This is a genomic window from Micromonospora sp. NPDC049051, from assembly GCF_043197575.1.
Taxonomy (GTDB): domain Bacteria; phylum Actinomycetota; class Actinomycetes; order Mycobacteriales; family Micromonosporaceae; genus Micromonospora.
Genome location: NZ_JBICTL010000007.1, coordinates 111,887 through 134,662, shown reverse-complemented (window position 1 = coordinate 134,662; position 22,776 = coordinate 111,887). Strand labels below are relative to the sequence as shown.

The following is a 22,776-nucleotide window of genomic DNA, read 5'->3' as shown; positions in this document are numbered from 1 at the left end:
GCGAACAGAGGTGGCGCGGTGAGCGTGAGGAATCAGCCGGGGTTGCGAGCCCCGCGGTCCCGAACCGAGGTGACGTCGTGAGTGGGCGCCGCACGGTGGTGACCGGCGTCGGGGTGGTCGCCCCCGGCGGCGCCAGCCGGGACCGGTTCTGGAAGACGATCACCGAGGGGAGGACGGCGACGCGGCGGATCAGCTTCTTCGACCCGTCGCCGTACCGGTCCCAGATCGCCGCCGAGTGCGACTTCGACCCCGTCGCCGCGGGCCTCACCGTCGCCGAGGCGCGCCGCGCCGACCGGTACGTGCAGTTCGCCCTCGCCTGCGCCGCCGAGGCCGTCGCCGACGCGGGACTGGAGCTCACCGACGCCGAGCGGGAGCGCGCCGGCGTGGTGCTGGGTACCGCCGTCGGCGGCACCACGGCACTGGAGCAGGAGTACGTGACGGTCAGCGACACCGGCCGTCGGTGGCTGGTCGACGCCGCGCGCGGTGGCCCTTACCTCTACCAGGCGCTCGTGCCCAGCAGCCTCGCCGCCGACGTGGCGTGCCGGTACGGGCTGCACGGCCCCGCGCAGGTGGTCTCCACCGGCTGCACCTCCGGCATCGACGCCATCGGGTACGCCCACCAGCTCATCGCCGACGGCGAGGCCGACATCGTGCTGGCGGGGGCCGCCGACTCGCCGATCTCCCCGGTCACCGTCGCCTCCTTCGACGCGATCAAGGCGACCAGCCCGGACAACGACGACCCGGCGCACGCCTCCCGCCCGTTCGACGCCGACCGGCACGGCTTCGTGCTCGCCGAGGGGGCGGCCGTGCTGGTGCTGGAGGAGGCCGGGCACGCCCGCCGGCGCGGGGCACACGTCTACTGCGAGGTGGCCGGCTACGCGAGCCGCAGCAACGGCTACCACATGACGGGGTTGCGGCCCGACGGGCTGGAGATGGGGTTGGCCATCACGGCCGCGCTGAAGCAGGGCCGCATCGCGCCCGGGCAGGTCTCCTACATCAGCGCCCACGGTTCGGGCACCCGGCAGAACGACCGGCACGAGACCGCCGCGTTCAAGCGGGCGCTGGGCCAGGCCGCGTACGGGGTGCCGATCAGTTCGATCAAGTCGATGGTCGGGCACTCGCTCGGCGCGATCGGCTCGATCGAGATGGCGGCGTGTGCGCTGGCCGTCGAGTTCGGGGTGGTGCCGCCGACGGCCAACTGGAGCACCCGCGACCCGGAGTGCGACCTGGACTACGTCCCGAACGAGGCGCGGGAGCTGCCGGTCGACGTGGCGCTGTCGGTGGGCAGCGGGTTCGGCGGTTTCCAGTCGGCGATGGTGTTCCGCCGGCAGCCCGCCGGGGCGCTGCCGTGACCGCGCGGGCCGTGGTGACGGGCATCGGCGTCGTCGCGCCCAGCGGGATCGGTGCGGACGCGCACTGGCGTACGGTGCTGGCCGGCACCCGCCGCACCGGGCCGATCACCCTGTTCGACCCCGCCGGCTATCCCACCCGGTACGGCGGGGAGGTGCCCGGCTTCGACGCCGCCGCGTACGCCGACAACCGCCGGCTGGTGCAGACCGACCGGTGGACGCACCTCGGCTTCGCCGCCACCCGGCTGGCGCTGGCCGACGCCGGCCTGCCCGAGCAGGCCCCCGACCCGTACGGGTACGCCGTGACGCTGGCCAGTTCGTCGGGCGGCAACCTGTTCGGCCAGCGGGAGCTGCAACGGCTCTGGGGCGGGCCGTCGCGCACGGTCGGGGCGTACCAGTCGATCGCCTGGTTCTACGCGGCCAGCGTCGGCCAGCTCTCCATCCACCACCAGTTCAAGGGGCCGTGCGGGGTGCTGGTCGCCGAGGCCGCCGGTGGACTGGACAGCCTGGCGCACGCCGCGCGGGCGGTGCGCCGGGGCACGCCGGTGGTGATCGCCGGGGCGACCGAGTGTCCGCTGAGCCCGTACGCCCTGGCCTGCCAGCTGCGGTCCGGTCTGCTCAGCGACGTGTCCGACCCGGAGCGGGCCTACCGGCCGTTCGACGCCGCCGCCAGCGGTTATCTACCGGCCGAGGGCGGCGCGGTGTTCGTGGTGGAGGAGCTGGGCCACGCGCTGACGCGGGGGGCCCGCGTCTACGGCGAGGTGACCGGCTGGGGCGCCACCCACGACGCGGTGCACACCGGCGCGGACACGGCCGGCGACCCCGTGCAGTACGCCCGCGCCATGCGGCTGGCCCTGGACCGGGCCGGCGTGGGGTCGGAGGCGGTCGACGTGGTGCTGCCCGACGCGCTCGGCGTGCCCCGCTACGACCGCAGCGAGGCCACGGCGCTGCGCGCCGTCTTCGGCGACCGGCCGCCCCCGGTGACCACCCAGAAGCCGTTGACCGGCCGCGCGCACCAGGGCGGTTCGGCGCTGGACGTGGCCACCGCCCTGCTCGCGTTCGGCCACGACACGCTGCCGGCCTCCGCCGGGCCGGACGAGGTGGCCGAGGGCTGCGAGCTGGGGTTCCTGCGGGAGCACCGGCGACCACGCAGCCGGCTGGCGCTGGTCTGCGCCCGCGGCTTCGACGGTTTCAACAGTGCGCTGGTCCTGCGTGGGGCCGCGCCGCAGAGGGGAGCGACGCCGTGAGCGAGCAGGTCACCGGTACGAAGCCCGTCGGGGCGCAGCGGGGAGCCGACGCGGGCGGGAGGCGGGCGCGGGTGGTGTTCCTCGTGCGGGTGCCGGCCGAGCGCACGGAGGCGTTCCTGGCCGCGTACGAGGCGGTCCGGCACCTGGTGGCCGGGGGCGTCCCGGGGCACCTCGTCGACCAGGTCTGCCGCTCGTCGGCCGACCCGGAGCAGTGGCTGATCACCAGCGAGTGGGCGAGCCTGGCCGACTTCGAGGCGTGGGAACGCAGCCCGGAGCACCGGGACCTGGTGCGGCCGATGCGGGAGTGCTTCACCGACGCCCGGTCGCTGCGCTTCCTCATCCACGCCCAGACCCCCGCCGCGATACCGGTCTGAGACCGGTCCGGCTACCGCACGCCGGCCTCCACGGTCAGCGTCCCGGCCTCGGCGTCGATCGTGGCCTGCGCCCCGAGCGGGACGGTGAGCTGGCCGTTGCCGTGCCCGAGGCGGAGCCCGCCGAGCACCGGGACGCCGAGGTCGTAGAGGCGGTCCTTGAGCGCGGCCACGGCGTCCCACTCGCCGGGCTGACCGACGCTGTTGGTGATCTGGCCGATCGCCACCCCGGCGACCCGGCCCAGTACGCCCACCCGGCGCAGCTCGGTCAACATCTGGTCGTAGTTGTACGGGGCCTCGTCGACGTCCTCGAAGAACAGGATGGCGCCGTCGAAATCCGGGGCGTCCGCGGCGCCCAGCGAGGTGGAGATCAGGGTCAGGCACCCGCCGAGCAGCCGGCCGGTCGCCCGGCCCGGGACCATGACCGGGGCGGCGGTCTCGGTCGGATCCCGGGTGACGGTGATCGGCGCGGTCGTCATGACCGCCCGGCGCAGCGCCTCGGCCGACTCCGGACCGGTCCGGCTGTCCGTCCAGTTGACCATCGGGCCGTAGAAGCTCACCAGGCCGGTCTCGCGCCACAGTCGACCGTGGATGCTGGTGATGTCGCTGAATCCGACCACCACCTTGGGGTCACGGCGCAGGGCGGACACGTCGATCCGGTCCACGATCCGCTGGGTGCCGTAGCCGCCGCGGGCGGCGAAGACGGCCCGTACCCCCGGGTCGGCGAACGCGGCGTTTACGTCGGCCAGCCGCTGCGCGTCGGTGCCGGCCAGGTAGCCGTACCGGGCGAAGACATGCTGGCCCAGCTCCACCTGAAGGCCCCAGCTCCGCAGGATCCCGATGCCCCGGTCCATCAGTGCGGGGTCGGGGGTGCTGCCCGGCGAGACCACCCGAACCCGGTCGCCGGGGACCAGGGCCCGGGCGCGGACCGGCGCCCGCCTGCCGCCGGGCGCCGCCTGAGCCGCCCCGGCGGCGCCGACCAGCAACGAACCACCGGCCGCCGCCGCTGCCCCGGCGTGCAGCACGCGTCGTCGGGACAGGGCCGCGTCGCCGAGCCCCGTCGTGGTCACGACCTCGTCAGAATCGCGCATCGGCGTCCTCTCCATCGTGGCGGGCACCGGCGCCGCAGGCCGGCGGATAATCGGAGGACATCGATGTTATCGCCCGTTCGCAAACCGTCCGTGGGTCTGGGGTCCGGGCCCCTCCGGCCCGCGCGCCGGTCGGGCTGACCATCAGCCGTCCGGTGGGCGTTTCACGCCGTACGCACGATGGGTCATCCGGCGGATACCCTCAGTCGACGTACGCGCCCGATCCTGCCCGCCGAACCGGTCGTGGGCAATCCGGCCAGCCGCCCTTTCTGATCTAGCCATTCGCATCTAGCTATGCGTCCGGACGGCGTCGTAAGGTTCCCCGCAGCACCCCGACAAGCACACCTTATGGGCGATTCCGCCCTGTTTAAGGCTGGGCGGTGAACGGTAGTGACGACGGGAAATCCTGCGGCGACAGACCCACTTTGGGTTGACGAAATCCTGCTCCGAGGCCGTCCGGCCGACATTTGTCTCCGACTGCCCGACCCGGTCGACCGGGGCACCCTGCGCCGGCTGGTGACCGACGCGCAGGCCCGCCTCGCCGCCGCCGGACTGCGTCCCGGCGGAGCCGCCGCGCTGCGGCTGCCCCCCTCCCTGGCGTACGTGGTGAACCTGCTGGCCACCTGGCGCAGCGGCGCGCAGGCGATCCTGCTCGACCACCGGCTCACCGACCACGAGGTCGACCGGGCGCTGGAGCGGCTCACCCCGCAGGTGGTGGTGGCCCCCGTCCGCACCGGCGGCGGCGGGCTGCGGATCTTCGTCGACGTCACCGAGGGCGTCAACGCGTACACCGACCGTCCGGCGGTCAGCGGGCACGCGGTGATCCAGCTCAGCTCCGGCTCGACCGGACCGTCCAAGGTGATCGGACGTACCGCCGGGGACCTGGTCGCCGAGGTGCACCGCTACACCCGCATCGACGGCGTGGCGCTGCCCGGCGAGCGGATCATCCTGCTGCCCTCGATGGTGCACGTGCTCGGCCTGGTCGGCGGCCTGCTCTACGGTTTGCACGCCGGCGTCGAGCTGGTGCCGCCGGAGCGCCTCGCCGGCGACGCCGTGCTGGCCGCGATCGCCGCCGCCGACTCGCCGGCCATCGTGCTCGGCGTGCCGTTCCACATCGGACTGCTCGCCTCCACCCGCCCGCACGGGCCGCTGCCGCAGTTCAAGCGCATGACCACCGGCGGGGAGCTGGTGCCGCCCGCCGTCGCCCGCGCCTTCACCGACCGCCACGGCGTGCCGCTGGGCAACATGTACGGGATGACCGAGGTCGGCGTCATCGGCACCGACCTGCACGGCCGGCACCGCCCGGCCATCGCCCCGGCGCCCGGCATCGAGGTCCGCGAGGTCGACGGCGAACTGCGGGTGAGCTGCCCCGCGTCGCCGTACGTCGGGCTGAGCGATCCCACCCGCTGGGCCGACGGCTGGCTGCACACCCGCGACGCCGGCACCGTCGACCCCGACACCGGCCTCGTCACCGTCCGCGGCCGGCTCGACTCGCAGGTCTCCGTCGGCGGCCTGAAGGTCGACCTGACCGAGGTGGAGGCGACCGTCGCCGCGCTGCCCGGCGTCGCCGCCGCCGTGGTCGTCTTCGACGGCGCGATCACCGCCTACGTGCAGCCGGACGGGCCGCTGTCGGAGGAGACGCTCGACAAGCTGCTCGCCGAACGGCTGGCCGGCTACAAGCGCCCCCGCACCCTGCGCCTGGTCGATCAGTTGCCGCGCACCACCACCGGCAAGCTGGTCCGATCGGCCGACGTGCTGCGGACGGCGGCGACGTGACCACTGCGCCGCGCCGCCCCGCCGTGCCCGTCCGCCTCGACCACGACCACCTCGACCGGCACCGTGTCGGCGGCGGCGACGGCGACCGCCAGGACCAGGCCCCCGGCCACGCCCGGATGCCCCACGCGCAGCCGCGCGGCACCGGGCACCGGCCGCAACGACCCGCCGAGCCCGGCGGGCACCGGCATCCGCCGGCGCAGGCCACCGCCGCGCAGCCCCACCCCGAGCGCCTTGCCCACGGCCTCCTTCGCCGTCCACAACCGCAGGAAGTCCGCCACCTGCCCGTCGCCGGGGCGCCCGGCCAGCCAGTCCGCCTCGTCGGGGGCGTACCAACGGCGGGCCAGCGCCACCGCGGGCAACGCCCGGCACCGCTCCACGTCGACGCCCACCGGGCCAGCGGCCCGCGCGGCGACCGCCACCACCGGGCCGGAGCGGCTGACGCTGACCGGCAGCCGCACCGATCCACCCGGGACGCACGCCGCGACCAGCGCGCGCCCGTCGCGGCCGTGCTCCACCACGATCTCCGCCTCCGCGCGGCCGAGCAGCGCGGCACCCGCCCGCCGCAACAGCCGCCCGGCCGGGTCCGGCCGACCGCCGACACCCCGACCGATCCACACGTACGCGGTGTCCCGACCGGGCACCGGTGACTGGCTCACGGAAAGAGGTTAACCATGCGACCCGAGATCCGCGCCTTCGTCGTCGAGCAGCTCGAGGACATGAACTACGACGTCGAGGGCATCGACGACGACACCACGCTCGGCCCGTCCGGGGTGGACCTGGAGTCGCTGGCCCTCGCCGACCTCTCCGTACGCGTCGAGGACCGCTACGGCCTGAAGTTCGCCGACGACGAGTCCGAGAAGCTCGCCCTGATGACGGTCGGCGAGTTCACCACGATGGTCGCCGACCGGGTCGCCGGGGCGACGAGCGACAACTCCTGATGGCCGGTCAGCCCGACCTGCGACGGGCCGACCTGGTGACCATGCTCGCCGAACTGGCCGGGAAACCGCCCGGCGACGTCGGCGACCGGATCGGGTCCATGGAACTGGCCTGGCTGGTGCACCTCGTCGAGCAGCGCCACGACCGGCGGCTCGACCTCACCGACGAACAGCTCGCCGGGATCCGCAGCGTCGACGACGCCCTGGCGGTCTTCCGTACCGCCCTGACCGCCGTCGCCGATGGTTGAGCCGGTGGCCGTCCGGCTCACCGGCGTCCACGCGAGCAGCGCGTTCGGCAGGGGGAACGACGCGCAGCTCGCCGGTGTGCTCGCCGGTGAGCCAGCATTCCGGCCCGTGGACCGCTTCGACACGACGCCCCGCCGGGTCGACGCCGCCGCCACCCTGCCCGACGCCGGCGACCTGGCCGACGAACTCGCCGACACCGTCGACGCCGCCTGCCGCGACGCCGGGCTGGACGCCGCCCGGCGGGCCGGCACCGCCCTGCTGTTGGCCGTGCACGGCGGCGCGCACGTGCCGGCGCTCACCACCGCGCTGGCCGCCCGGACGGGGCTCACCGGCCCGGCCCGGGCGTACACCACCGCGTGCGTCTCGGCCAGCAGCGCGGTCGCCGACGCCGCGGCCCTGATCCGCCGGGGCGACGTCGCCCGGGCGGTGGTGGCCGCCGGCTACCTGGTCGAGCCCGACCAGTACGCGCTCTTCGACGCCGGCCGCGCCCTGGCCACCGACGGCGCGGTGCGCCCGTTCAGCGCCGGCCGCACCGGACTGCTGCTCGGCGACGGCGTCGCCGCGGTGGTACTGGAGTCGCGGGCCGTCGCCCGGGAGGCGCTCGCCGACCTGCTCGGCTGGGGCCGGGCCGGCGACGCGTTCCACCCCTGCCAGCCCGAGCCGGGCGGGCGCGGCCTGGCCCGCGCGATCACGGCGACCCTGCGCCGGGCCGGGCTGGCCGCGGAGGCGCTGGGGTACGTCAACGCCAACGCCACGGGCACCGGGCACAGCGACGCCGCCGAGGCGGCGGCGCTGCGCACGGCGCTCGGCGCGGCGGCGACACAGGTCCCGGTCAGCTCCACCAAGGCGCTGCACGGGCACGCGCTGGAGGCCTCCGGCCTGCTGGAACTGGTGGTGACCGTGCTCGCCCTGCGGCACGGGAAGCTGCCCGTCAACGCCGGCTGGCTCGGCCCCGACCCGGCCTGTCCACTGGACGTCGTGCGCGACGCGCCCCGGCCCGCCGCCACCCGGTACGCGCTGAGCCTCAACGCCGCGTTCGGCGGCGCCAACACCGCGCTGCTGGTCGGTGCGGCATGAGCGGGAACGCCGCGCACGTCACCGGCGGCCTCACCGTGCTGGCCGAGGCGGCCTGGCCCGAGCCGGGCGACGGGGCGCCGCCGCCGGTGCCCGGGTACGTGCACTCCAGCTTCCCGCCCCTCGTCGCGGCCGTCGCCGAGCGCTGCCTGACCCGGGCGTACGGCAAGGGGCCTGCCCCGGACGGTGAGCGGACCGCGATCGTGCTGGTCAGCGCGGCCGGGGACCGTGCCAGCGCGGCGCACGTGCGCGCCACCGTCGCCGGCGGCGGCCGGCCCGGGCCGCTGTTCTTCTTCCAGTCGGTGCCCAACAGCGTGGCCGGGCACGTGGCCGCCCGCTGGGGGCTGGGCGGGCCGGTGCTCTGCCTGGCGCCGACCGGCGACCCGCGCGCCGAGGGGATCGCGGAGGCCGAACTGCTGGTGCACGACGGCGACGCCCACCGGGCGTTGCTGGTCCTGATCGAACAGGCACCCGACGACGGCGGTGCGCGGGGTCCGGGCGGACAGCCCGGAGCCCGAGCCGTCGCGGTGCTGCTGGGGGAGGGAGACGCACCATGAGGAACAGGGGACTGCGCGGGGTGCTGGCCGCCGACGAGCGGATCGGCGCCGGCAACGTGCTGGCCCGGGTGCTGGCGCACGGCGCCGACCCGGACGGTCCGGGCCTCACCTTCGACACCGCCGTGGACGGCCACCCGGCCGGGCGGGCGCTGACGCTGGGCCAGCTCGACGAGCGGGTCGCCGCCCGCGCCGCCTGGCTGCACGAGCGGGGCGTCAAGCCCCGCGACCCGGTCGCCGTGTGGGCCACCACCGCCGCCGACATGGTGCTCAGCTTCCTCGCGCTGGCCCGCCTCGGCGCCATCCCCGCGCTGATGAACGGCCGGCTGCGTCCCGAGATCGCCGCCGAGTACGTGCGCCGGCTGCGCGGCGCCGGGGTGCTCGCCGACGACGCGCACCTCGCCCTGCTGGCCGGCCACGACCTCGGCGTGCCGGTGCTGGGCACGCCCGCCGAGGCAGGCGGCGGCGACCCGGCCGCCGCTCCGGAGCACTACCGGCACCACGCCGACGACCCGGTGGTCATCACCCACACGTCGGGCACCACCGGGGTGCCCAAGGCGGTGCTGCACTCGCACGCCAGCCTGTTCGCCGCCACCCGGCACCTGCTCGCCATGCCGCAGGCGCAGGGCACCCGCCGCATCCTCAACGCGCTGCCCGCCCCGCACACCGCCACCGTGCTCATGGTCAACCAGGCGCTCGGCAACCGCGCCGAGATGCTCCTGCTCTCCGACCAGGGCGGCCAGCGGGTGCTGGAGGCGATCCAGAGCTGGCGTCCCGACGGGGTGTTCGGCTTCTCCGTGACCTGGGCGGAGCTGGCCCGCTTCGACCTGGCCGCGTACGACCTGGACTCGGTGTCGCTGTGGTTCAACACCGGCGACTGCTCGCACGAGCCGCACGTACGTCGGCTGGTCGCCGTCGGCTCCCGCGACGTGGTGACCCGCGAGGGGGTGACCCGCGTGCCCGGCTCGGTCTTCATCGACGGGCTCGGCTCCAGCGAGATGGGGCACTCGATGTTCCACATCACCCACCGCGTCGACACCGACCGCTACGGCCGCTGCGTCGGCCGCCCCTACCAGTTCGCCCGCGTCGCCGTGCTCGACGCCGACGGTGAGCCGGTGCCCGCCGGCGAGGTGGGTTGGCTCGGCATCGACTCGCCGTCACTGTTCCGGGGCTACTGGAACGACTCGGTCACCACGTACCGGTTCCGGCAGCGTGGCTGGTACCTGACCGGCGACCTGGTGTACGCCGACGCCGAGGGCCGCTACTACCACCTGGACCGGGCCGTCGACTCCGTCGACGCGGGCGACGGCCGGCGGTTCTACACCGCGCTGTCGGAGGAACGCGTCCTCGCCGCCTGCCCGGACGTCACCGACTGCACGGTGGTGATCACCTCGGGGCCCGGTGGGGTGGTCACGGACGTGCTGCTGGAGCTCGTCGCCGGCGCCGACCCCGCCGAGGACCGCACCGAACGGGTCCGGGCCGCGCTCGGCCCGGACGTCGGCGCGACGCTGCGCCGGGTCGTGCCGGTACGCCCCGCCGACATCCCGGTCACCGTCACCGGCAAGGTGCGCAAGGTGGCCCTGCGGGAGCGGTACCTCACCGAGGCGCCGTCGTGACCGCCGTCATCACCGGGATGGGACTGTTCACCCCCGCGGGGCGGGGCGTCGAGGCCACCTTCGACGCGCTCTGCTCCGGCCGGTCCGGGCTGACCCGACCGCCGGCCGGGCACCCGGCGGCCGGCTCGCTGGAGGTCGCCGGCCTGCTCCCGGACGTCGACCCGCGTACGGTCGCCACCGGGCCGGAGAGCCGGGTGCTGGACCGGGTCGTGGTGCTCGCCCTGCTCGCCGCCGCCGACGCGCTCGCCGACGCCGGCATCGAGGTGGGCCGGGACGTGGACCCGGGCCGGGTCGGGGTGATCGTCGGCGGCGTCGGCGGGATGGCCACGCTGGAGGCGCAGGTGCTCGCCCGCGCCGAGCGCGGCCGGGCGGCGGTCAGCCCGTACCTGCTCACCGGCATCCTGCCGAACATGCCGTCGGCCCGGATCGCCATCCGGTACGGCATCCGCGGCTACACCTCGTCGGTCGGCACCGCCTGCGCCTCCGGCGCCCAGTCGGTGGCCGACGCGCTGCGGCTGATCCGGGCCGGGGAGGCCGACGTGGTGCTCTGCGGGGCCAGCGAGGCGCCGCTGTTCCCGACGTTCGCCGACACCTTCGGCAACGCCCGGGCGCTGGCCCGGGGCTGGGCCGACCCGACGGCGGCGAGCCGTCCGTTCGACGCGCGCCGCAACGGTTTCGTCCTCGCCGAGGGCGCGGCTCTGCTGGTGCTGGAACGCGCCGAGCACGCCGCTGCCCGGGGCGTCACCGGCTACGCCGAGGTCGCCGGGTACGGGGCGACCACCGACGCGTACCACCCGACCGCCCCGCGACCCGACGGGGCCGGCGCGGCCGAGTGCATGCGGCGCGCGCTGACCAGCGGGGGCGTGCCCCCGGCGCGGGTCGGCTACGTCAACGCGCACGGCACCGGCACGAAGCTCGGCGACATCGCCGAGACCACGGCGCTCGCCGACGTGTTCGGCGTGGGCGGCGTGCCGGTCAGCTCCACCAAGGCGCTCACCGGCCACCTGCTCGGCGCCTCCGGCGTGCTGGAGACGGCGGCCACCGCACTGGCGCTCGGCCGGGGCCTGCTCCCACCGACGCACAACCTCGACGACCCGGACCCGGCCTGCCCGGCCGACCACATCCGCGCCGAGCCGCGCAAGACGGACGCCGGGTACGCGCTGACCAACTCCTTCGGCTTCGGCGGCCAGAACGTGAGTCTGCTGCTCGCCCGGGCCGCCCGGCCGAGGGACTGAGCACGCTCCATCCCGGGCGTACCGCGCCCGGACGGCAACCACGGGGAACCGTGAAAGGGCTGAGGACATGGACATCCGTGGGATAGACCACATCGAACTCTTCGTGGGCGACGCCCGGCAGGCGGCCTTCTACTTCGACCGGGCGGTCGGCTTCCAGCTACGCGGCCAGGGCGGCCCCGAGACCGGGCTGGCAGGCCAGCGGTCGCTGCTGCTGTGCCACGGCGACGTCCGGATGGTGCTCACCACCGGGCTCACCGCCGGGCATCCGGCCGCCCGGTACGTGCAGCGGCACGGCGACGGCGTGGCCGTGGTGGCGTTGGAGGTCGACGACGCCGCCGGCGCGTACGCCGAGCTGGTGCGCCGGGGCGGGACCGGGGTGACGCCACCGACCGTCTACACCGGCGCGGACGCCGAGGTGGTGACCGCCGAGGTGGGCGGCTTCGGCGACGTGCTGCACCGCCTCGTCTCCCGGCGCGGCGCCCCGGGCGAGTTCCTGCCCGGGGCCGTCGAGATGACGCCCCCCGACGACGACGGCGGCAAACTGCTCGCCGAGATCGACCACCTGGCGGTCTGCGTGCCGCCCGGGCAGCTCGACGAGACCGTCCGGCACTACCGGGAGGTGTTCGGGTTCGCGGAGATCTTCGCCGAGCACGTGGAGGTGGCCGGGCAGGCGATGAACTCCACGGTGGTGCAGAGCCCCTCGGGGCGGGTCACCCTGGTGCTGCTGGAACCCGACCGCGCCCGCCGGCCCGGGCAGCTCGACGCCTTCCTCGACCAGCACGCCGGCGCGGGCGTGCAGCACCTCGGACTGCGCACCGACGACATCGTCACCGCCGTCGCCACCCTCGTCGAGCGGGGCGTGCGCTTCGCCGGCACTCCCGCCAGCTACTACGACGCCCTCCAGGCGCGGGTCGGCCCGGTGGACGCGCCGCTGGAGCGGCTGCGCGACCTCGGCGTGCTCGTCGACCGCGACCACGGCGGGCAGCTGCTGCAGATCTTCACCGAGTCCATGCACGTGCGCCGCACGCTCTTCCTGGAACTGATCGAGCGGCGCGGGGCGCGGACCTTCGGCAGCGGCAACATCAAGGCGCTCTACGAGGCCAAGGAACGGGAACTGGCCGCCGCGGGGAGCACCGTCGCGGCCCCGACACCGCAGGAGGTGCGGGCGTGACCGCGACCGAGTTCGAGCCGACCCTGACCGCCGAGCAGGAGGCGCTGCTGCCGTCCGACGAGGACGTGGCGTTCTACGCCGAGCACGGCTGGTACCTGTCGAAGAAGCTGCTCACCGACGACGAGGTGGACGCCCTGGCGGCGGCCGCCGACCGCTACTACGCCGGCGAACGCGACCGCCACCTGCCGGTACGCCCGCCCCGGCTCGCCTACTGGGAGCCGTCGAAGGGCCCGGTGCAGCGGCACAACGACTACGTCCACCACGAACACGACAGGCTCGGGGCGCTCCTGCGCAAGCCGCTGATCGGCGCGGTCGCCGCCCGGCTCGCGCGAGCCACGGAGATCCGTGTCTTCCAGTCCACGCTGATCTACAAGCCGCCGGTCTCCGGCGAACCGTCCAACATCGTCCCCTGGCACTTCGACAAGCACTACTGGGCGTCCTCGTCGTCCGAGGACATGCTCACCGCCTTCATCCCGTTCCACGACTGCGGCGAGGAGATGGGCACCATCACCATGGTCGACGGCTCGCACCGCTGGCAGGAGACCGGCGCCGACGACACCGTGGTGCGCCACTTCGCCGACCGCGACCGCGACCAGCTCGAGGAGATGCTCGCCGAGAACGCGGCCCACAACGGGGCCACCATCCGCAAGGTGCCCATGGTGATCCCGAGGGGACACATGAGCTTCCACCACTGCCGCACCTACCACGGCAGCGGCGCCAACGTCAGCGGACGCCCGCGCCGGGCGATCTCGCTGCACCTGCAGGACGGCGACAACGCCTGGCGGGAGTACCCGCTCTCCGACGGCACCCTCGCCGCGTACAACCACGACGTGCTGGTCCGCCGCACCCACGACGGGCGGCCGGACTACGCGGACCCCGAATACTGCCCGGTCATCTGGCGCCACCGCGCCGCACAGGGAGGCTGACATGTCACGGTACGACTGGGGTAGGACGCACCCGGGCATCGAACGGCTGGAGAAGGCGGTGAGCGAGCGCCGCGAGGCGGTCGTCCGGCACCCGCTCTACGCGGCCCTCGACACCCACGAGGCGCTGGTCACCTTCATGGAGCACCACGTCTTCGCCGTCTGGGACTTCATGTCGCTGCTGACGTCGTTGCAGCGGCAGCTCACCTGCGTCACCGTGCCGTGGATCCCGACCGGGCCGACGGGCAGCCGGCGCCTGATCAACGACATCGTGATGGTGGAGGAGAGCGACGAGCTGGGCGAGGGCTACATCAGCCACTTCGAGCTGTACGTGCGGGGCATGCGGGAGGCCGGCGCCGACACCACGGCCGTGGAGAAGCTGGTCGACCTGCTGCGGGCGGGCCGGCCGGTGGCCGAGTCGCTGGTGGCGGCGGGCGTGCCCGCGCCGTCCGCCGCGTTCGCCGGCACCACCTGGCGGATCATCGAGACGACCCCGGTGCACTGCCAGGCCGCCGCCTTCGCGTTCGGCCGCGAGGACCTGATCCCCGACATGTTCACCCAGGTCGTGGCCGTCAACGAGCGCAGCCGGCGGCTGCACACGTTCGTCGACTACCTGGAGCGGCACATCGAGGTCGACGGCGAGCAGCACACCCCGATGGCGATGCAGATGCTCGCCGACCTCTGCGGCGACGACGACGTCAAGTGGCAGGAGTGCGCGGACACCGTCAACACCGCGCTCGCCGCCCGGGCCCAGCTCTGGGACGACATCCTCGCCGCCGTCAAGGCGGGGCGCGAGCGGTGACCGACGCCGACCCGGTCCGGCTCTACCGGACGGTCCGGCTGATCCGCCGCTTCGAGGAGCGGGCGATCGAGCTGGTCCGCTCCGGGCACGTCGTCGGCGGCATCCACCCTTACCTCGGGCAGGAGGGGATCGCCGCCGGGGTCTGCGCCGCGCTGCGGGCCGCCGACCTGGTCGCCGGCACCCACCGGGGGCACGGGCACGTGCTCGCCAAGGGCGCCGACCCGGCCCGGATGCTCGCCGAGCTGTGCGGCCGGGTCACCGGCCTCAACGCCGGCCGGGGCGGCTCCATGCACGCCGCCGACTTCGGCGTCGGCGTGCTCGGCGCCAACGCCATCGTCGGCGCGTCCGGGGCGATCGTCACCGGGGCGGTGTGGGCGCGGCGGCGACGCGGCGACGACGTCGTCGGGGTGAGCTTCTTCGGCGACGGCGCGGTCAACGAGGGGATGCTGCTGGAGGCGTTCAACCTGGCCGCGCTGTGGCGGGTGCCGGTGTTGTTCGTCTGCGAGAACAACGGCTACGCGACCACCATGCCCGTCGCGGGCGCGGTCGCCGGCAGCATCCCCGGCCGCGCCGCCGCCTTCGGCATCCCGGCGGCCGTCGTCGACGGCCAGGACCCCGAGACGGTACGCGACGCCACGGCCGCCGCCGTCGACCGGATGCGCGCCGGCGGCGGCCCCGAGCTGATCGAGGCCCGCACCTACCGGTTCGACGCCCACCACACCTTCGAGCACGCGGTACGCCTCGACTACCGCCCGCCCGACGAGGTGGCCCGGGGCCGCTCCCGCGACCCGGTGGACATCCAGGGCGCGCGGCTGCCCACCGCCGTACGGGCCGGGGTCGATGCCGAGGTGGAGGAGGTGTTGGCGCGGGCCGTGGAGTTCGCGCTCGCCGGTGACGAGCCGGACCCGGCCGACGCCCTCGCGTACCTGTACGCCAGCGGGCTGACCGCGCGCGCCGGAGGTGGGTAGATGCCGCGACTGTCCTACCGCAGGGCGCTCACCCGGGCCCTCGCCGACGAGCTGGCCCGCGACGAGTCGGTGTTCCTGCTCGGCGAGGACATCCGGGTGGCCGCCTCGAACGTCACCGCCGGGCTGCTCACGCGGTTCGGCCCCGAGCGGGTACGCGACACGCCGCTGTCGGAGCAGGCGTTCACCAGCTTCGCCACCGGCGCGGCCCTGGCCGGGATGCGGCCCGTGGTCGAGTTCCAGATCCCGTCGCTGCTGTTCCTGGTCTTCGAGCAGATCGTCAACCACGCGCACAAGTTCCCGTTGATGACGGGCGGGCAGTGCGCGGTCCCGGTCACGTACCTGGTGCCGGGCTCCGGCTCGCGTACGGGCTGGGCGGGGCAGCACTCCGACCACCCGTACAGCCTCTTCGCCCACGTCGGGGTGAGGACGGTCGTGCCGGCCACCCCGGCCGACGCGTACGGGCTGCTGGTGTCGGCGGTGCGCTGCGACGACCCGGTGGTGGTCTTCGCCCCGGCCGGCGCGATGGACGTCCGCGCCGACGTCGACCTCGCGGCGCTCGCCCCGGTGCCGCTGGGTCGGGCCCGGGTGCACCGGCCCGGCGACGACGTGACCGTGGTCGCGGTCGGGCACCTGGTGCACGACGCCCTCGCGGTCGCCGAGGAACTGGCCGACCAGGTCTCGGTCGAGGTGTTCGACCCCCGCACGCTTTACCCGTTCGACTGGGACGGCCTTGCTGGGTCGGTGGCGCGCACCGGGCGGCTCGTGGTGCTGGACGACGCGAACCGCTCCTGCGGCATGGCCGCCGAGATCATCGCCACCGTGGTCGAGCGGGTGCGGCTGGTCGCGCCGCCGCGCCGCGTCACCCGCCCCGACGGCGCGGTGCTGCCGTTCGCACCGGCGCTGGACCGTGCCGTGCAGCCCAGCCGCGAGCAGCTCCGGGCCGCCATCGGCCACGTCATGAAGGAGGGATGAATGGACCACGCCGACTACCGCTGGCCCTCCGCCGCGCGCGCGTGGCTGGACCTGCCCGCGCCGGTGCGCGCCGAGATGGTGGCCGCCGGGGCGCAGTCCTGGCGGGAGATCTTCGACGGCCGGGCCACGTACAACAAGCAGTGGCGCTTGGCCCGGCCGCCGGTGATGGACGAGACCTCGCTGGGCGTGCTGAACGCCGTCTGCGACCGGATCGCCCAGCTCATCTTCGAGGCGTGCCGGCGGCGGGCCGGCACGGCGGGGGAGCTGCGCCGGCTGCTGGACGTGCCCGACGGCGCGACCCGGTTGCTCGACGACGACGAGCCGCTGACCGAGGCGCTGCTGGCCGCGTTCCGGCCCGACGTGCTGCTCTGCGACGGGGTGCCGCGCTTCGTCGAGTACAACATCGACAGCAGCCTCGGCGGGGCGTTCGACGCGGACACCACGGTGCGCCGCTTCGTCGACGTCTACCGGCGGCGCGGCCTCACCGACCGGGTCCGCCTGGCGGCGGCGCCGTCGGCCGTGGACCAGCGCTTCGCCGCGATCCGCGCCGACCTCGCCCTGCCCGAGGGCGCCCGGGTCGCCATGCTTGTCGACTTCGACGCCGAGTACCCGGGACTGGACGATCCGCAGCGGTTCATCCGGCTGCTGTCGCCGGTGGTCGAGCGGGCCGCCGCGGGCGGCCTGGACCTGGTCATCGCGCCGGTCTCGCAGGTGACCCTCGACGAGCGGAAGCGGCTGGTCGCCGGCAGCACCCCGGTCGACGCGGTGTTCCGGCTCTTCGTGCCCAACCGGGTCACCCCGAGCGCCGGGGTGGACGCCCTGGAGGCGGGGCTGGCGGCGGGAATGGTGCCGATGTGGGTGTCGGCGGCGGCGTGGCTGGTCGCCAACAAGCGCGCCTTCGCCTGGCTGTGGGAGGACGCCGACACGCTGGCCCCGGCCGACCGTGACCTGGTGCAGCGGTACGTGCCGCGTACCTGGTCGCTGACGGCGGAGCTGCTCGACCGGGCGGCACGCGACCGGGTCGGCCTGGTGGCCAAGCCGGCCGACGGCTCCGCCGGGGTGGACGTGCTGATCGGCCGGGAGACCGACCCGGACGCGTGGCGCGACGGGCTGACCCGGGCCGTCGGGCGGGGCGGCTTCATCCTCCAGGAGTACGTGCGGGCCGACGACGTCCCGCTGGACTTCGTGCACATCGAGACCGGCGAGACCGTCGGCGCCGAGGTGCCGTACAGCATCGCCCCGTACCTGTTCGGCCGCCGGGCGGCGGGCGCCTGCATCCGTACCGGCTTCCCCGGCTGCGACGGGGTGCTCAACCTGGCCCGTGGCGTCCTTCTCTCCGGCCTTTTGGTGGTCGACTGACGCCGCGTGGCGCGGCAGGTCGCCCTCGCCCCGCCCCGGTGACCGGGTGCGGAGGTCCGGCGGATCCCGCACGCCGCGCCGCGCAGACGTTTGCAAGAGTCGATGTGAACGGTTTGACTGGGGGTCGTCGACGATCGCCGCTTGTCTGAAGGAGCCCCGCCATGGGTCTTGGTCATCGATGGCTGTCGCGAACGGCGGCGGTGACGCTGCTCGTCCTCGCCGGGCTGGCCGTCCCCGGCGGTCCCGCTCCGGCGGCGAACGCGGACCCGAAGTTCACGTTCGACGTGACCGGTACGACGGTCCCGGTGGGGGTCGGGAAGAAGCGGATCCACCTCAGGCTCACCAATCTGACCAACTCGACGCCGAGGGAGGCGATCTTCTACGTCCGCCCTGGCGAGCAGGACTGGCCGGACGGGATCTCCCTGATGTGGCCGGAGGGCGGCGGCTCCGGCGAGTGCGACGGGGACGCCGCGGGTTGGTACTGCCGGATCGGTCCGAGCGCGCTTCCGGAGTTGCTGCCGGCAGCCGGCGAGACGGTGGATCTTCCCTTCGACGTCAACGTGCAGGAAAACCAGCAGCCCTACGAAGGCAGGTTCTCCGTCGAGGCCGGCATGGCCTGGGGCGACGAGCCGATGAGGACCAGCGACCGCGAATGGTTCACGCTCAGGCTGGTCGACGACCCCGTGGCCGATCTGTCGGTGGTGGCGCCGGACGTGAAGCAGTCGGTACGGGTCGGCGCGGGCGGCCGGCTCGAACCCACCGGGACGTTGCAGCCGGGTGAGACGGGCGCGGTGCGGTACCGGGTCGTCAACCAGGGCCGCAAGGCGGTCGGTGGCATCAGGGTCACGCTGCGCCTGCCCGAGGCGGTGACGTTCACCCGACCACCCGAGGAGTGCGTGGTCGCCGACGACCGGCGCTCGGCCGTCTGCACCTACGACACGCTCGCGCTCGTACCGGCCGGCCAGGACACCGACCCGACCGACGGCAGCCACTCCGCCGTCGAGCTGCACAACCTGGTGACGGTGGCGGCATCCACCAGGGCGCCCGTCACGTTGACGGGCGGGACGGTGCAGGTCGAGGGCCTGGCCGAGCAGGCGGATGCCCGCTCCGGCCCGCCGCGTACCGAGCTGCCGGCGAACGCCGTCGCCGTGCCGGCGGCCGACGTGGACGACAGCGACAACCGGGACGGCTTCGCGGTCCTGGTCGCGGCGCGCGGCAGCACCGGGAACGGTGGCGACGACGACGGTGGCGACGACAACGGTGGTGGCGGCGGTGACGGCCTGCCGATCACCGGGCCGCAGACCGGGCTGGTCGCGGCAACCGGTGCCGCCCTGGTGGCGGGGGGCGTGATCGTGTTGCTCCTCGCCCGGCGCCGCCGCGTGGCCGCGGTGCGCAGGTGGGGCTGACCGCCGCCGAGTTGCGCCCGGTGGCGCGGGCGGTGTTCGGACGTGGCCGGGAGCTGCGGGCGGCCGGGCGGTTGACGGGCGGCTCGAAGAAGGGCGTCTACCGGCTGACCCTCGACGACGGGTCCACGGCCGTCGCGTACGTGTGGCATCCGGACGAGGACTACTGGCCGGCAGCCGCGGCGCCGGAGCCCGACGACGTGTTCGGGCACGCCACCGGCGCCAGGCTGTTCGAGGCGGCGCACCGGGAGTTCACCGCCGCCGGGGTGCGGGTGCCCGAGCTGCTGCTCGCCCCCACCGGCGGCGTGCTGCCGGGCGAGGTGGCGGTGGTGCGGGACGTCCGGGGCGGCACCCTCGCCGACCTGCGGGAACGCGATCCGCGCCGGGCGGCGGTGGTGCTGGCCCGCCTCGGCGACGCGGTGCGGGGCATGCACGCCCGGCGGCGCGACCGCTACGGCCGGCCCGGTCCCGACGGGCCGGCGCCGGACCGGCCGGTGGAGCGGCTCGTGCTCGACCGGGCGCTGCGTGACCTGGCGGAGGCTGCCGCCCGGGTCGGGCGGATCGCGGCGGCGCGGCAACCCCTGGCCGACACCCTCACCGCGCGGTACGCCGCCGTGGCGCCCCGTTCGCGGTACGGGCTGGTCCACGGCGAACTCGGCCCGGACCACGTGCTCGTCGACGAGCACGACCGCCCGGTCCTCGTCGACGTCGAGGGCGCGATGTTCCTCGACGTCGAGTGGGAGCACGCCTTCCTCGAGTTGCGCTTCGGCGACGCCTATCCCGCGCTCGCGGTGGCGGGTCTCGACGAGGACCGGATGCGCCTCTACCGGCTCGCGACGTACCTGTCGCTGGTGGCCGGCCCGCTGCGCCTGCTGGACGGCGACTTCCCCGACCAGGCCGGCATGCGCGCCATCGTGGAGCACAACGTGGCCCGGACGCTGGCGCAGCTCGGCTGAGCCGTACCGCCGGATCCGTGCTGGCCGGGTCGGGCGTCGGTTCGTGCGGTCGCATCCCCCCGGCGCAGGGGAGCGGCAGGTCAGGTGTCGTTGAGGTAGGCGAGGACGGCGAGGACGCGGCGGTTGTCGTCGGCGGACGGGGGCAGCCGCAGCTTGTCGAAGATGTTCGCGGTGTGCTTGCCCACGGCGCTCTCGCTGAGGAAGAGTCGTTGCGAGATGGCGGCGTTGGACCGCCCCTGGGCCATGAGTTCGAGGACGTCGCGTTCGCGCGGCGTGAGGCGGGTCAGGGGTGAGGCCGTGCCGCCGGCCGTCAACAGCTTGGCGATCACCTCGGGGTCCATCGCGGTGCCGCCCGACGCGACCCGGCGTACGGCGTCGATGAACTGGTCGGCGTTCAGCACCCGGTCCTTGAGCAGGTAGCCGACCGCGCCCGCCCCGTCGGCCAGCAACTCCCGGGCGTAGAGCTGCTCGACGTGCTGGGACAGCACCAGCACCGGGAGGCCGGGGGTCTCGCGCCGGGCGGCCAGCGCGGCCTGGAGGCCCTCGTCGGTGAAGGTCGGCGGCAGCCGTACGTCGACGATGGCCACGTCGGGCCGGTGCCGGGCCAGGGCGGCGCGCAGTGCTGGCCCGTCGCCGACGGCCTCGGCGAGGGTGAAGCCGTGGCTTTCGAGGAGCAGGACCAGCCCATCCCTCAGGATGTGGAGGTCCTCGGCGAGGACGACGCGCACGGGATCTCCATGGTGACGACGGTGGGTCCGCCGGGCGGACTGTGCAGGGTCAGGGTCCCGTCGAATGTAGCGAGCCGCCGTTGGATGCCGCGCAGTCCGGTTCCCCGGGCCGGGTCGGCCCCGCCGGGTCCGTCGTCGGTCACCACCATCCGGAGCACCCCGGCGCGGTGCGACACCGACACCGAGACGTGGGCGGCGCAGCGGGCCGCGTTGGTGAGGGCCTCGCAGGTGACGAAGTAGGCGGCCGACTCGACCGGCGCCTCGAACCGGCCCGGCAGGTCGACGTCCACGTCCACCGGCAGCGGGGTGTCGAGCGCGATCGCCCGGATCGCGTCGCCGAGCCCGCGCTCGGCCAGTACCGGCGGATGGATGCCGCGCACCAGGTCGCGCAGCTCGGCCAGGGCGGCGGCGGAGGTCTCCTGCGCCTGTGCCAGCAGGCCGCGCGCCCGCGCCGGGTCGGTCTCCATGAGCCGGGCGGCGGCGGCCAGGCCGAGCCCGACGGCGATGAGCCGGGCCTGGGCACCGTCGTGCAGGTCGCGTTCGATGCGGCGCAGCTCCGCCGCCTGCACGTCGGCGGCGTCGGCGCGGGTCGTGGCGAGGTGCGCGACCCGCGAGGCGAGCACGGTGGCCGCCGTGGGGGTGAGCAGGAGCCGGTCCCACCACAGCCGCAGCCTCAGCAGTGGGCCGGCCAGGCCGAGCCCGAGCAACGCCGTGACCAGCCCGGCGGGCATGCTCGCCCAGTCCGGGAACGACGGCGCGACGAGACCGACGTGCTCGATGCCGAACCACAGGTAGAACGGGGTGATCCAGTAGCCGGTGGCCAGGCCGATCGGCACCGCCCAGGCCGCCCACGTCAGGGGCTGGCAGAACAGGGCGTAGAACCCGACGCCGACCAGGACCGCCGGGACGAACGAGAACGGGGCCAGGACGACCGAGCCCAGTGACCACAACTGGTCCCGCCAGGTGGCGGGGTCACCGAGCAGCCACCCTGGCCGCTGGGCCTGGACGGCCGCCACGACATCGGTGTACAGGACCCGCCCGACCCGGTAGTTGCCGTCCTCGCCGGGGCCGGGCGGCGGCGGATACGGCCGGTACGGCGCGGGCAGGTCGGAGCCCGTCCACCGGCCGACGCGGCGTCGGTAGAGCGAAACCAGTGACCGCGTGACTGGCAGGGTGTACGGCAGCAGCCCGCCCCACGACACGGCGGCGGCGAGCAGGTTGAGCAGCAGGCCGCCGAACGCGGCGAGGGACAGCCCGGCCAGCCCGGCCCCCCGCCACGTCGCGGCCGACGTCCGGACGACCCACCGGCCGACCGTCGACGGCGCCCGCTCACCGGCCCCCAGCAGCGCGGCGGTCCACGACCCGTACGCCCGCAGCGCAGCCGGCCCGAGCAGGAACGCGGCCACGACCGCGCCGCCGGCCGCCGGCACCGACCACGCGGGAGCCCAGGGCGGTGAGGCGAGCAGGAACACGCCGGACGCGACCAGTGCGGGCGGCACCAGGAGCGGGAGCGCGCCGAGGACCGGGGTGAGGATCAGCCACAGCCACTCCCGCACCATCGTCGGGTCCTTCGCGTAGTGGTCCAGCTTGAGCAGGAACGCCGGCAACCGGGGTGACCGGTACAACGTGTCGTCGTGGGCGTACCAGCCGTCCTCGCGGCGGTGCGGCGCGGGTGGCGCGGACCGGACGGGCTCGGGCAGGTCGACCCCGCCCCACGCGCGGGCGAGCCGGCGGCCCAGCGCGGTCAGCCGGAACTGGCCGGCGACGGCGAGCGGGTAGGGGACCACCAGGGTGGCGCCGAGCACGAGGAGGTGCCCGTAGGCGAAGCCGGCCACGGCCAGCACGATCAGGGCGACGCAGCGCGGTACGGCGAGCGCGAAGCGGGTCACGGGCTGAGTCTCCGCGTCACCGACCGCCGCCGCACTGGGGCAGGGTACCGACCAGGGGTGGGGCTGGATACACCTGTGCCGGGCAGCTGAGCCCATTCTCCCGGGCTGGTGAGA

22 protein-coding genes are annotated in these 22,776 nt (G+C 74.9%); 18 read left to right on the top strand and 4 right to left on the bottom strand.

The annotated features are described in order from the left end of the window. Positions 1 to 77 precede the first annotated feature (77 nt). Genes ACGFIR_RS26840 through ACGFIR_RS26830 form a run of 3 tightly spaced genes read left to right on the top strand, consistent with a single transcriptional unit; the run spans position 78 to position 2,970 of the window. The gene (locus ACGFIR_RS26840; RefSeq protein ID WP_393147887.1) at positions 78 to 1,352 is read left to right on the top strand and encodes a beta-ketoacyl-[acyl-carrier-protein] synthase family protein; all 1,275 of its coding nucleotides are present in this window, start codon (positions 78 to 80) and stop codon (positions 1,350 to 1,352) included. Further along, complete coding sequence (locus ACGFIR_RS26835) at positions 1,349 to 2,596, top strand: beta-ketoacyl synthase N-terminal-like domain-containing protein (RefSeq protein WP_393147885.1); 1,248 nt, start codon at positions 1,349 to 1,351, stop codon at positions 2,594 to 2,596. Before ACGFIR_RS26840 ends, ACGFIR_RS26835 begins: the two co-directional genes overlap by 4 nt. Beyond that, positions 2,593 to 2,970, top strand: a complete 378-nt coding sequence (locus tag ACGFIR_RS26830) for an antibiotic biosynthesis monooxygenase family protein (protein WP_393147883.1) — start codon at positions 2,593 to 2,595, stop codon at positions 2,968 to 2,970. The genes ACGFIR_RS26835 and ACGFIR_RS26830 overlap by 4 nt, the downstream gene beginning before the upstream one ends. Before the next feature lie 11 nt (positions 2,971 to 2,981). Here the strand turns inward: ACGFIR_RS26830 and ACGFIR_RS26825 are convergent, their stop codons facing one another. Then, positions 2,982 to 4,058 carry an LD-carboxypeptidase gene (locus tag ACGFIR_RS26825; RefSeq protein ID WP_393147881.1) on the bottom strand — a complete coding sequence of 359 codons (1,077 nt, stop codon included), beginning with the start codon at positions 4,056 to 4,058 and terminating at the stop codon, positions 2,982 to 2,984. A 387-nt stretch (positions 4,059 to 4,445) separates the two neighbouring features. Here ACGFIR_RS26825 and ACGFIR_RS26820 point away from each other — a divergent pair, with 387 nt between their 5' ends. Next, the gene (locus ACGFIR_RS26820) at positions 4,446 to 5,831 is read left to right on the top strand and encodes a class I adenylate-forming enzyme family protein (protein ID WP_393147879.1); all 1,386 of its coding nucleotides are present in this window, start codon (positions 4,446 to 4,448) and stop codon (positions 5,829 to 5,831) included. Here the strand turns inward: ACGFIR_RS26820 and ACGFIR_RS26815 are convergent. Then, positions 5,762 to 6,487, bottom strand: coding sequence for a 4'-phosphopantetheinyl transferase family protein (locus tag ACGFIR_RS26815; RefSeq protein ID WP_393147877.1), 726 nt, complete (start codon positions 6,485 to 6,487; stop codon positions 5,762 to 5,764). The two genes, ACGFIR_RS26820 and ACGFIR_RS26815, sit on opposite strands and share 70 nt — an antisense overlap. 15 nt (positions 6,488 to 6,502) lie before the next feature. Here ACGFIR_RS26815 and ACGFIR_RS26810 point away from each other — a divergent pair, with 15 nt between their 5' ends. The 14 genes from ACGFIR_RS26810 (at position 6,503) to ACGFIR_RS26745 (ending at position 20,045) form a co-directional block, all read left to right on the top strand. Beyond that, the gene (locus tag ACGFIR_RS26810) at positions 6,503 to 6,769 is read left to right on the top strand and encodes an acyl carrier protein (protein WP_393007014.1); all 267 of its coding nucleotides are present in this window, start codon (positions 6,503 to 6,505) and stop codon (positions 6,767 to 6,769) included. Then, positions 6,769 to 7,014, top strand: a complete 246-nt coding sequence (locus ACGFIR_RS26805) for an acyl carrier protein (protein ID WP_393007016.1) — start codon at positions 6,769 to 6,771, stop codon at positions 7,012 to 7,014. The genes ACGFIR_RS26810 and ACGFIR_RS26805 overlap by 1 nt, the downstream gene beginning before the upstream one ends. Further along, positions 7,007 to 8,089: a beta-ketoacyl-[acyl-carrier-protein] synthase family protein gene (locus tag ACGFIR_RS26800; RefSeq protein WP_393147875.1), complete on the top strand. Its 1,083-nt coding sequence runs from the start codon at positions 7,007 to 7,009 to the stop codon at positions 8,087 to 8,089. The genes ACGFIR_RS26805 and ACGFIR_RS26800 overlap by 8 nt, the downstream gene beginning before the upstream one ends. Beyond that, entirely contained in the window at positions 8,086 to 8,643 is a 558-nt protein-coding gene (locus ACGFIR_RS26795) for a beta-ketoacyl synthase chain length factor (protein ID WP_393147873.1), read from the top strand. The genes ACGFIR_RS26800 and ACGFIR_RS26795 overlap by 4 nt, the downstream gene beginning before the upstream one ends. Beyond that, positions 8,640 to 10,256, top strand: coding sequence for a class I adenylate-forming enzyme family protein (locus tag ACGFIR_RS26790; protein ID WP_393147871.1), 1,617 nt, complete (start codon positions 8,640 to 8,642; stop codon positions 10,254 to 10,256). Before ACGFIR_RS26795 ends, ACGFIR_RS26790 begins: the two co-directional genes overlap by 4 nt. Next, entirely contained in the window at positions 10,253 to 11,491 is a 1,239-nt protein-coding gene (locus tag ACGFIR_RS26785; RefSeq protein WP_393147869.1) for a beta-ketoacyl-[acyl-carrier-protein] synthase family protein, read from the top strand. Before ACGFIR_RS26790 ends, ACGFIR_RS26785 begins: the two co-directional genes overlap by 4 nt. A 67-nt stretch (positions 11,492 to 11,558) precedes the next feature. After that, positions 11,559 to 12,662 (top strand): 4-hydroxyphenylpyruvate dioxygenase, encoded by a 1,104-nt coding sequence (hppD, locus tag ACGFIR_RS26780; RefSeq protein ID WP_393147867.1) that lies wholly within the window; start codon positions 11,559 to 11,561, stop codon positions 12,660 to 12,662. Further along, positions 12,659 to 13,588 (top strand): phytanoyl-CoA dioxygenase family protein, encoded by a 930-nt coding sequence (locus tag ACGFIR_RS26775; protein ID WP_393147865.1) that lies wholly within the window; start codon positions 12,659 to 12,661, stop codon positions 13,586 to 13,588. Before hppD ends, ACGFIR_RS26775 begins: the two co-directional genes overlap by 4 nt. A 1-nt stretch (position 13,589) precedes the next feature. Next, positions 13,590 to 14,387 carry a DUF3050 domain-containing protein gene (locus ACGFIR_RS26770; protein WP_393147863.1) on the top strand — a complete coding sequence of 266 codons (798 nt, stop codon included), beginning with the start codon at positions 13,590 to 13,592 and terminating at the stop codon, positions 14,385 to 14,387. Then, positions 14,384 to 15,355, top strand: coding sequence for a thiamine pyrophosphate-dependent dehydrogenase E1 component subunit alpha (locus ACGFIR_RS26765; RefSeq protein WP_393147861.1), 972 nt, complete (start codon positions 14,384 to 14,386; stop codon positions 15,353 to 15,355). Before ACGFIR_RS26770 ends, ACGFIR_RS26765 begins: the two co-directional genes overlap by 4 nt. Continuing rightward, positions 15,356 to 16,327: an alpha-ketoacid dehydrogenase subunit beta gene (locus tag ACGFIR_RS26760; protein WP_393147859.1), complete on the top strand. Its 972-nt coding sequence runs from the start codon at positions 15,356 to 15,358 to the stop codon at positions 16,325 to 16,327. After that, positions 16,328 to 17,686, top strand: a complete 1,359-nt coding sequence (locus ACGFIR_RS26755) for a hypothetical protein (RefSeq protein ID WP_393147857.1) — start codon at positions 16,328 to 16,330, stop codon at positions 17,684 to 17,686. Positions 17,687 to 17,847: 161 nt separating this feature from the next. Beyond that, complete coding sequence (locus ACGFIR_RS26750; RefSeq protein ID WP_393007038.1) at positions 17,848 to 19,092, top strand: hypothetical protein; 1,245 nt, start codon at positions 17,848 to 17,850, stop codon at positions 19,090 to 19,092. Then, entirely contained in the window at positions 19,083 to 20,045 is a 963-nt protein-coding gene (locus ACGFIR_RS26745; protein ID WP_393007040.1) for a phosphotransferase family protein, read from the top strand. Before ACGFIR_RS26750 ends, ACGFIR_RS26745 begins: the two co-directional genes overlap by 10 nt. An 80-nt stretch (positions 20,046 to 20,125) precedes the next feature. On the opposite strand, the gene ACGFIR_RS26740 is transcribed toward ACGFIR_RS26745, so the two are convergent. Together ACGFIR_RS26740 and ACGFIR_RS26735 are read right to left on the bottom strand one after the other, a co-directional pair. Next, on the bottom strand, positions 20,126 to 20,773 hold the full coding sequence (locus tag ACGFIR_RS26740; protein ID WP_393007042.1) for a LuxR C-terminal-related transcriptional regulator: 648 nt from the start codon (positions 20,771 to 20,773) through the stop codon (positions 20,126 to 20,128). Further along, positions 20,737 to 22,662, bottom strand: coding sequence for a sensor histidine kinase (locus ACGFIR_RS26735; protein ID WP_393007044.1), 1,926 nt, complete (start codon positions 22,660 to 22,662; stop codon positions 20,737 to 20,739). Before ACGFIR_RS26735 ends, ACGFIR_RS26740 begins: the two co-directional genes overlap by 37 nt. Between the last annotated feature and the right edge of the window lie 114 nt (positions 22,663 to 22,776).

What these genes read in the sequence shown, in the direction of transcription:
- ACGFIR_RS26755 (WP_393147857.1), top strand. Translation starts at nt 16,328, where the DNA reads ATGGACCACGCCGACTACCGCTGGCCCTCCGCCGCGCGCGCGTGGCTG.
- ACGFIR_RS26825 (WP_393147881.1), bottom strand. Translation starts at nt 4,058, where the DNA reads ATGCGCGATTCTGACGAGGTCGTGACCACGACGGGGCTCGGCGACGCG.
- ACGFIR_RS26805 (WP_393007016.1), top strand. Translation starts at nt 6,769, where the DNA reads ATGGCCGGTCAGCCCGACCTGCGACGGGCCGACCTGGTGACCATGCTC.
- ACGFIR_RS26795 (WP_393147873.1), top strand. Translation starts at nt 8,086, where the DNA reads ATGAGCGGGAACGCCGCGCACGTCACCGGCGGCCTCACCGTGCTGGCC.
- ACGFIR_RS26790 (WP_393147871.1), top strand. Translation starts at nt 8,640, where the DNA reads ATGAGGAACAGGGGACTGCGCGGGGTGCTGGCCGCCGACGAGCGGATC.
- ACGFIR_RS26750 (WP_393007038.1), top strand. Translation starts at nt 17,848, where the DNA reads ATGGGTCTTGGTCATCGATGGCTGTCGCGAACGGCGGCGGTGACGCTG.
- ACGFIR_RS26810 (WP_393007014.1), top strand. Translation starts at nt 6,503, where the DNA reads ATGCGACCCGAGATCCGCGCCTTCGTCGTCGAGCAGCTCGAGGACATG.
- hppD (WP_393147867.1), top strand. Translation starts at nt 11,559, where the DNA reads ATGGACATCCGTGGGATAGACCACATCGAACTCTTCGTGGGCGACGCC.
- ACGFIR_RS26760 (WP_393147859.1), top strand. Translation starts at nt 15,356, where the DNA reads ATGCCGCGACTGTCCTACCGCAGGGCGCTCACCCGGGCCCTCGCCGAC.
- ACGFIR_RS26770 (WP_393147863.1), top strand. Translation starts at nt 13,590, where the DNA reads ATGTCACGGTACGACTGGGGTAGGACGCACCCGGGCATCGAACGGCTG.
- ACGFIR_RS26800 (WP_393147875.1), top strand. Translation starts at nt 7,007, where the DNA reads ATGGTTGAGCCGGTGGCCGTCCGGCTCACCGGCGTCCACGCGAGCAGC.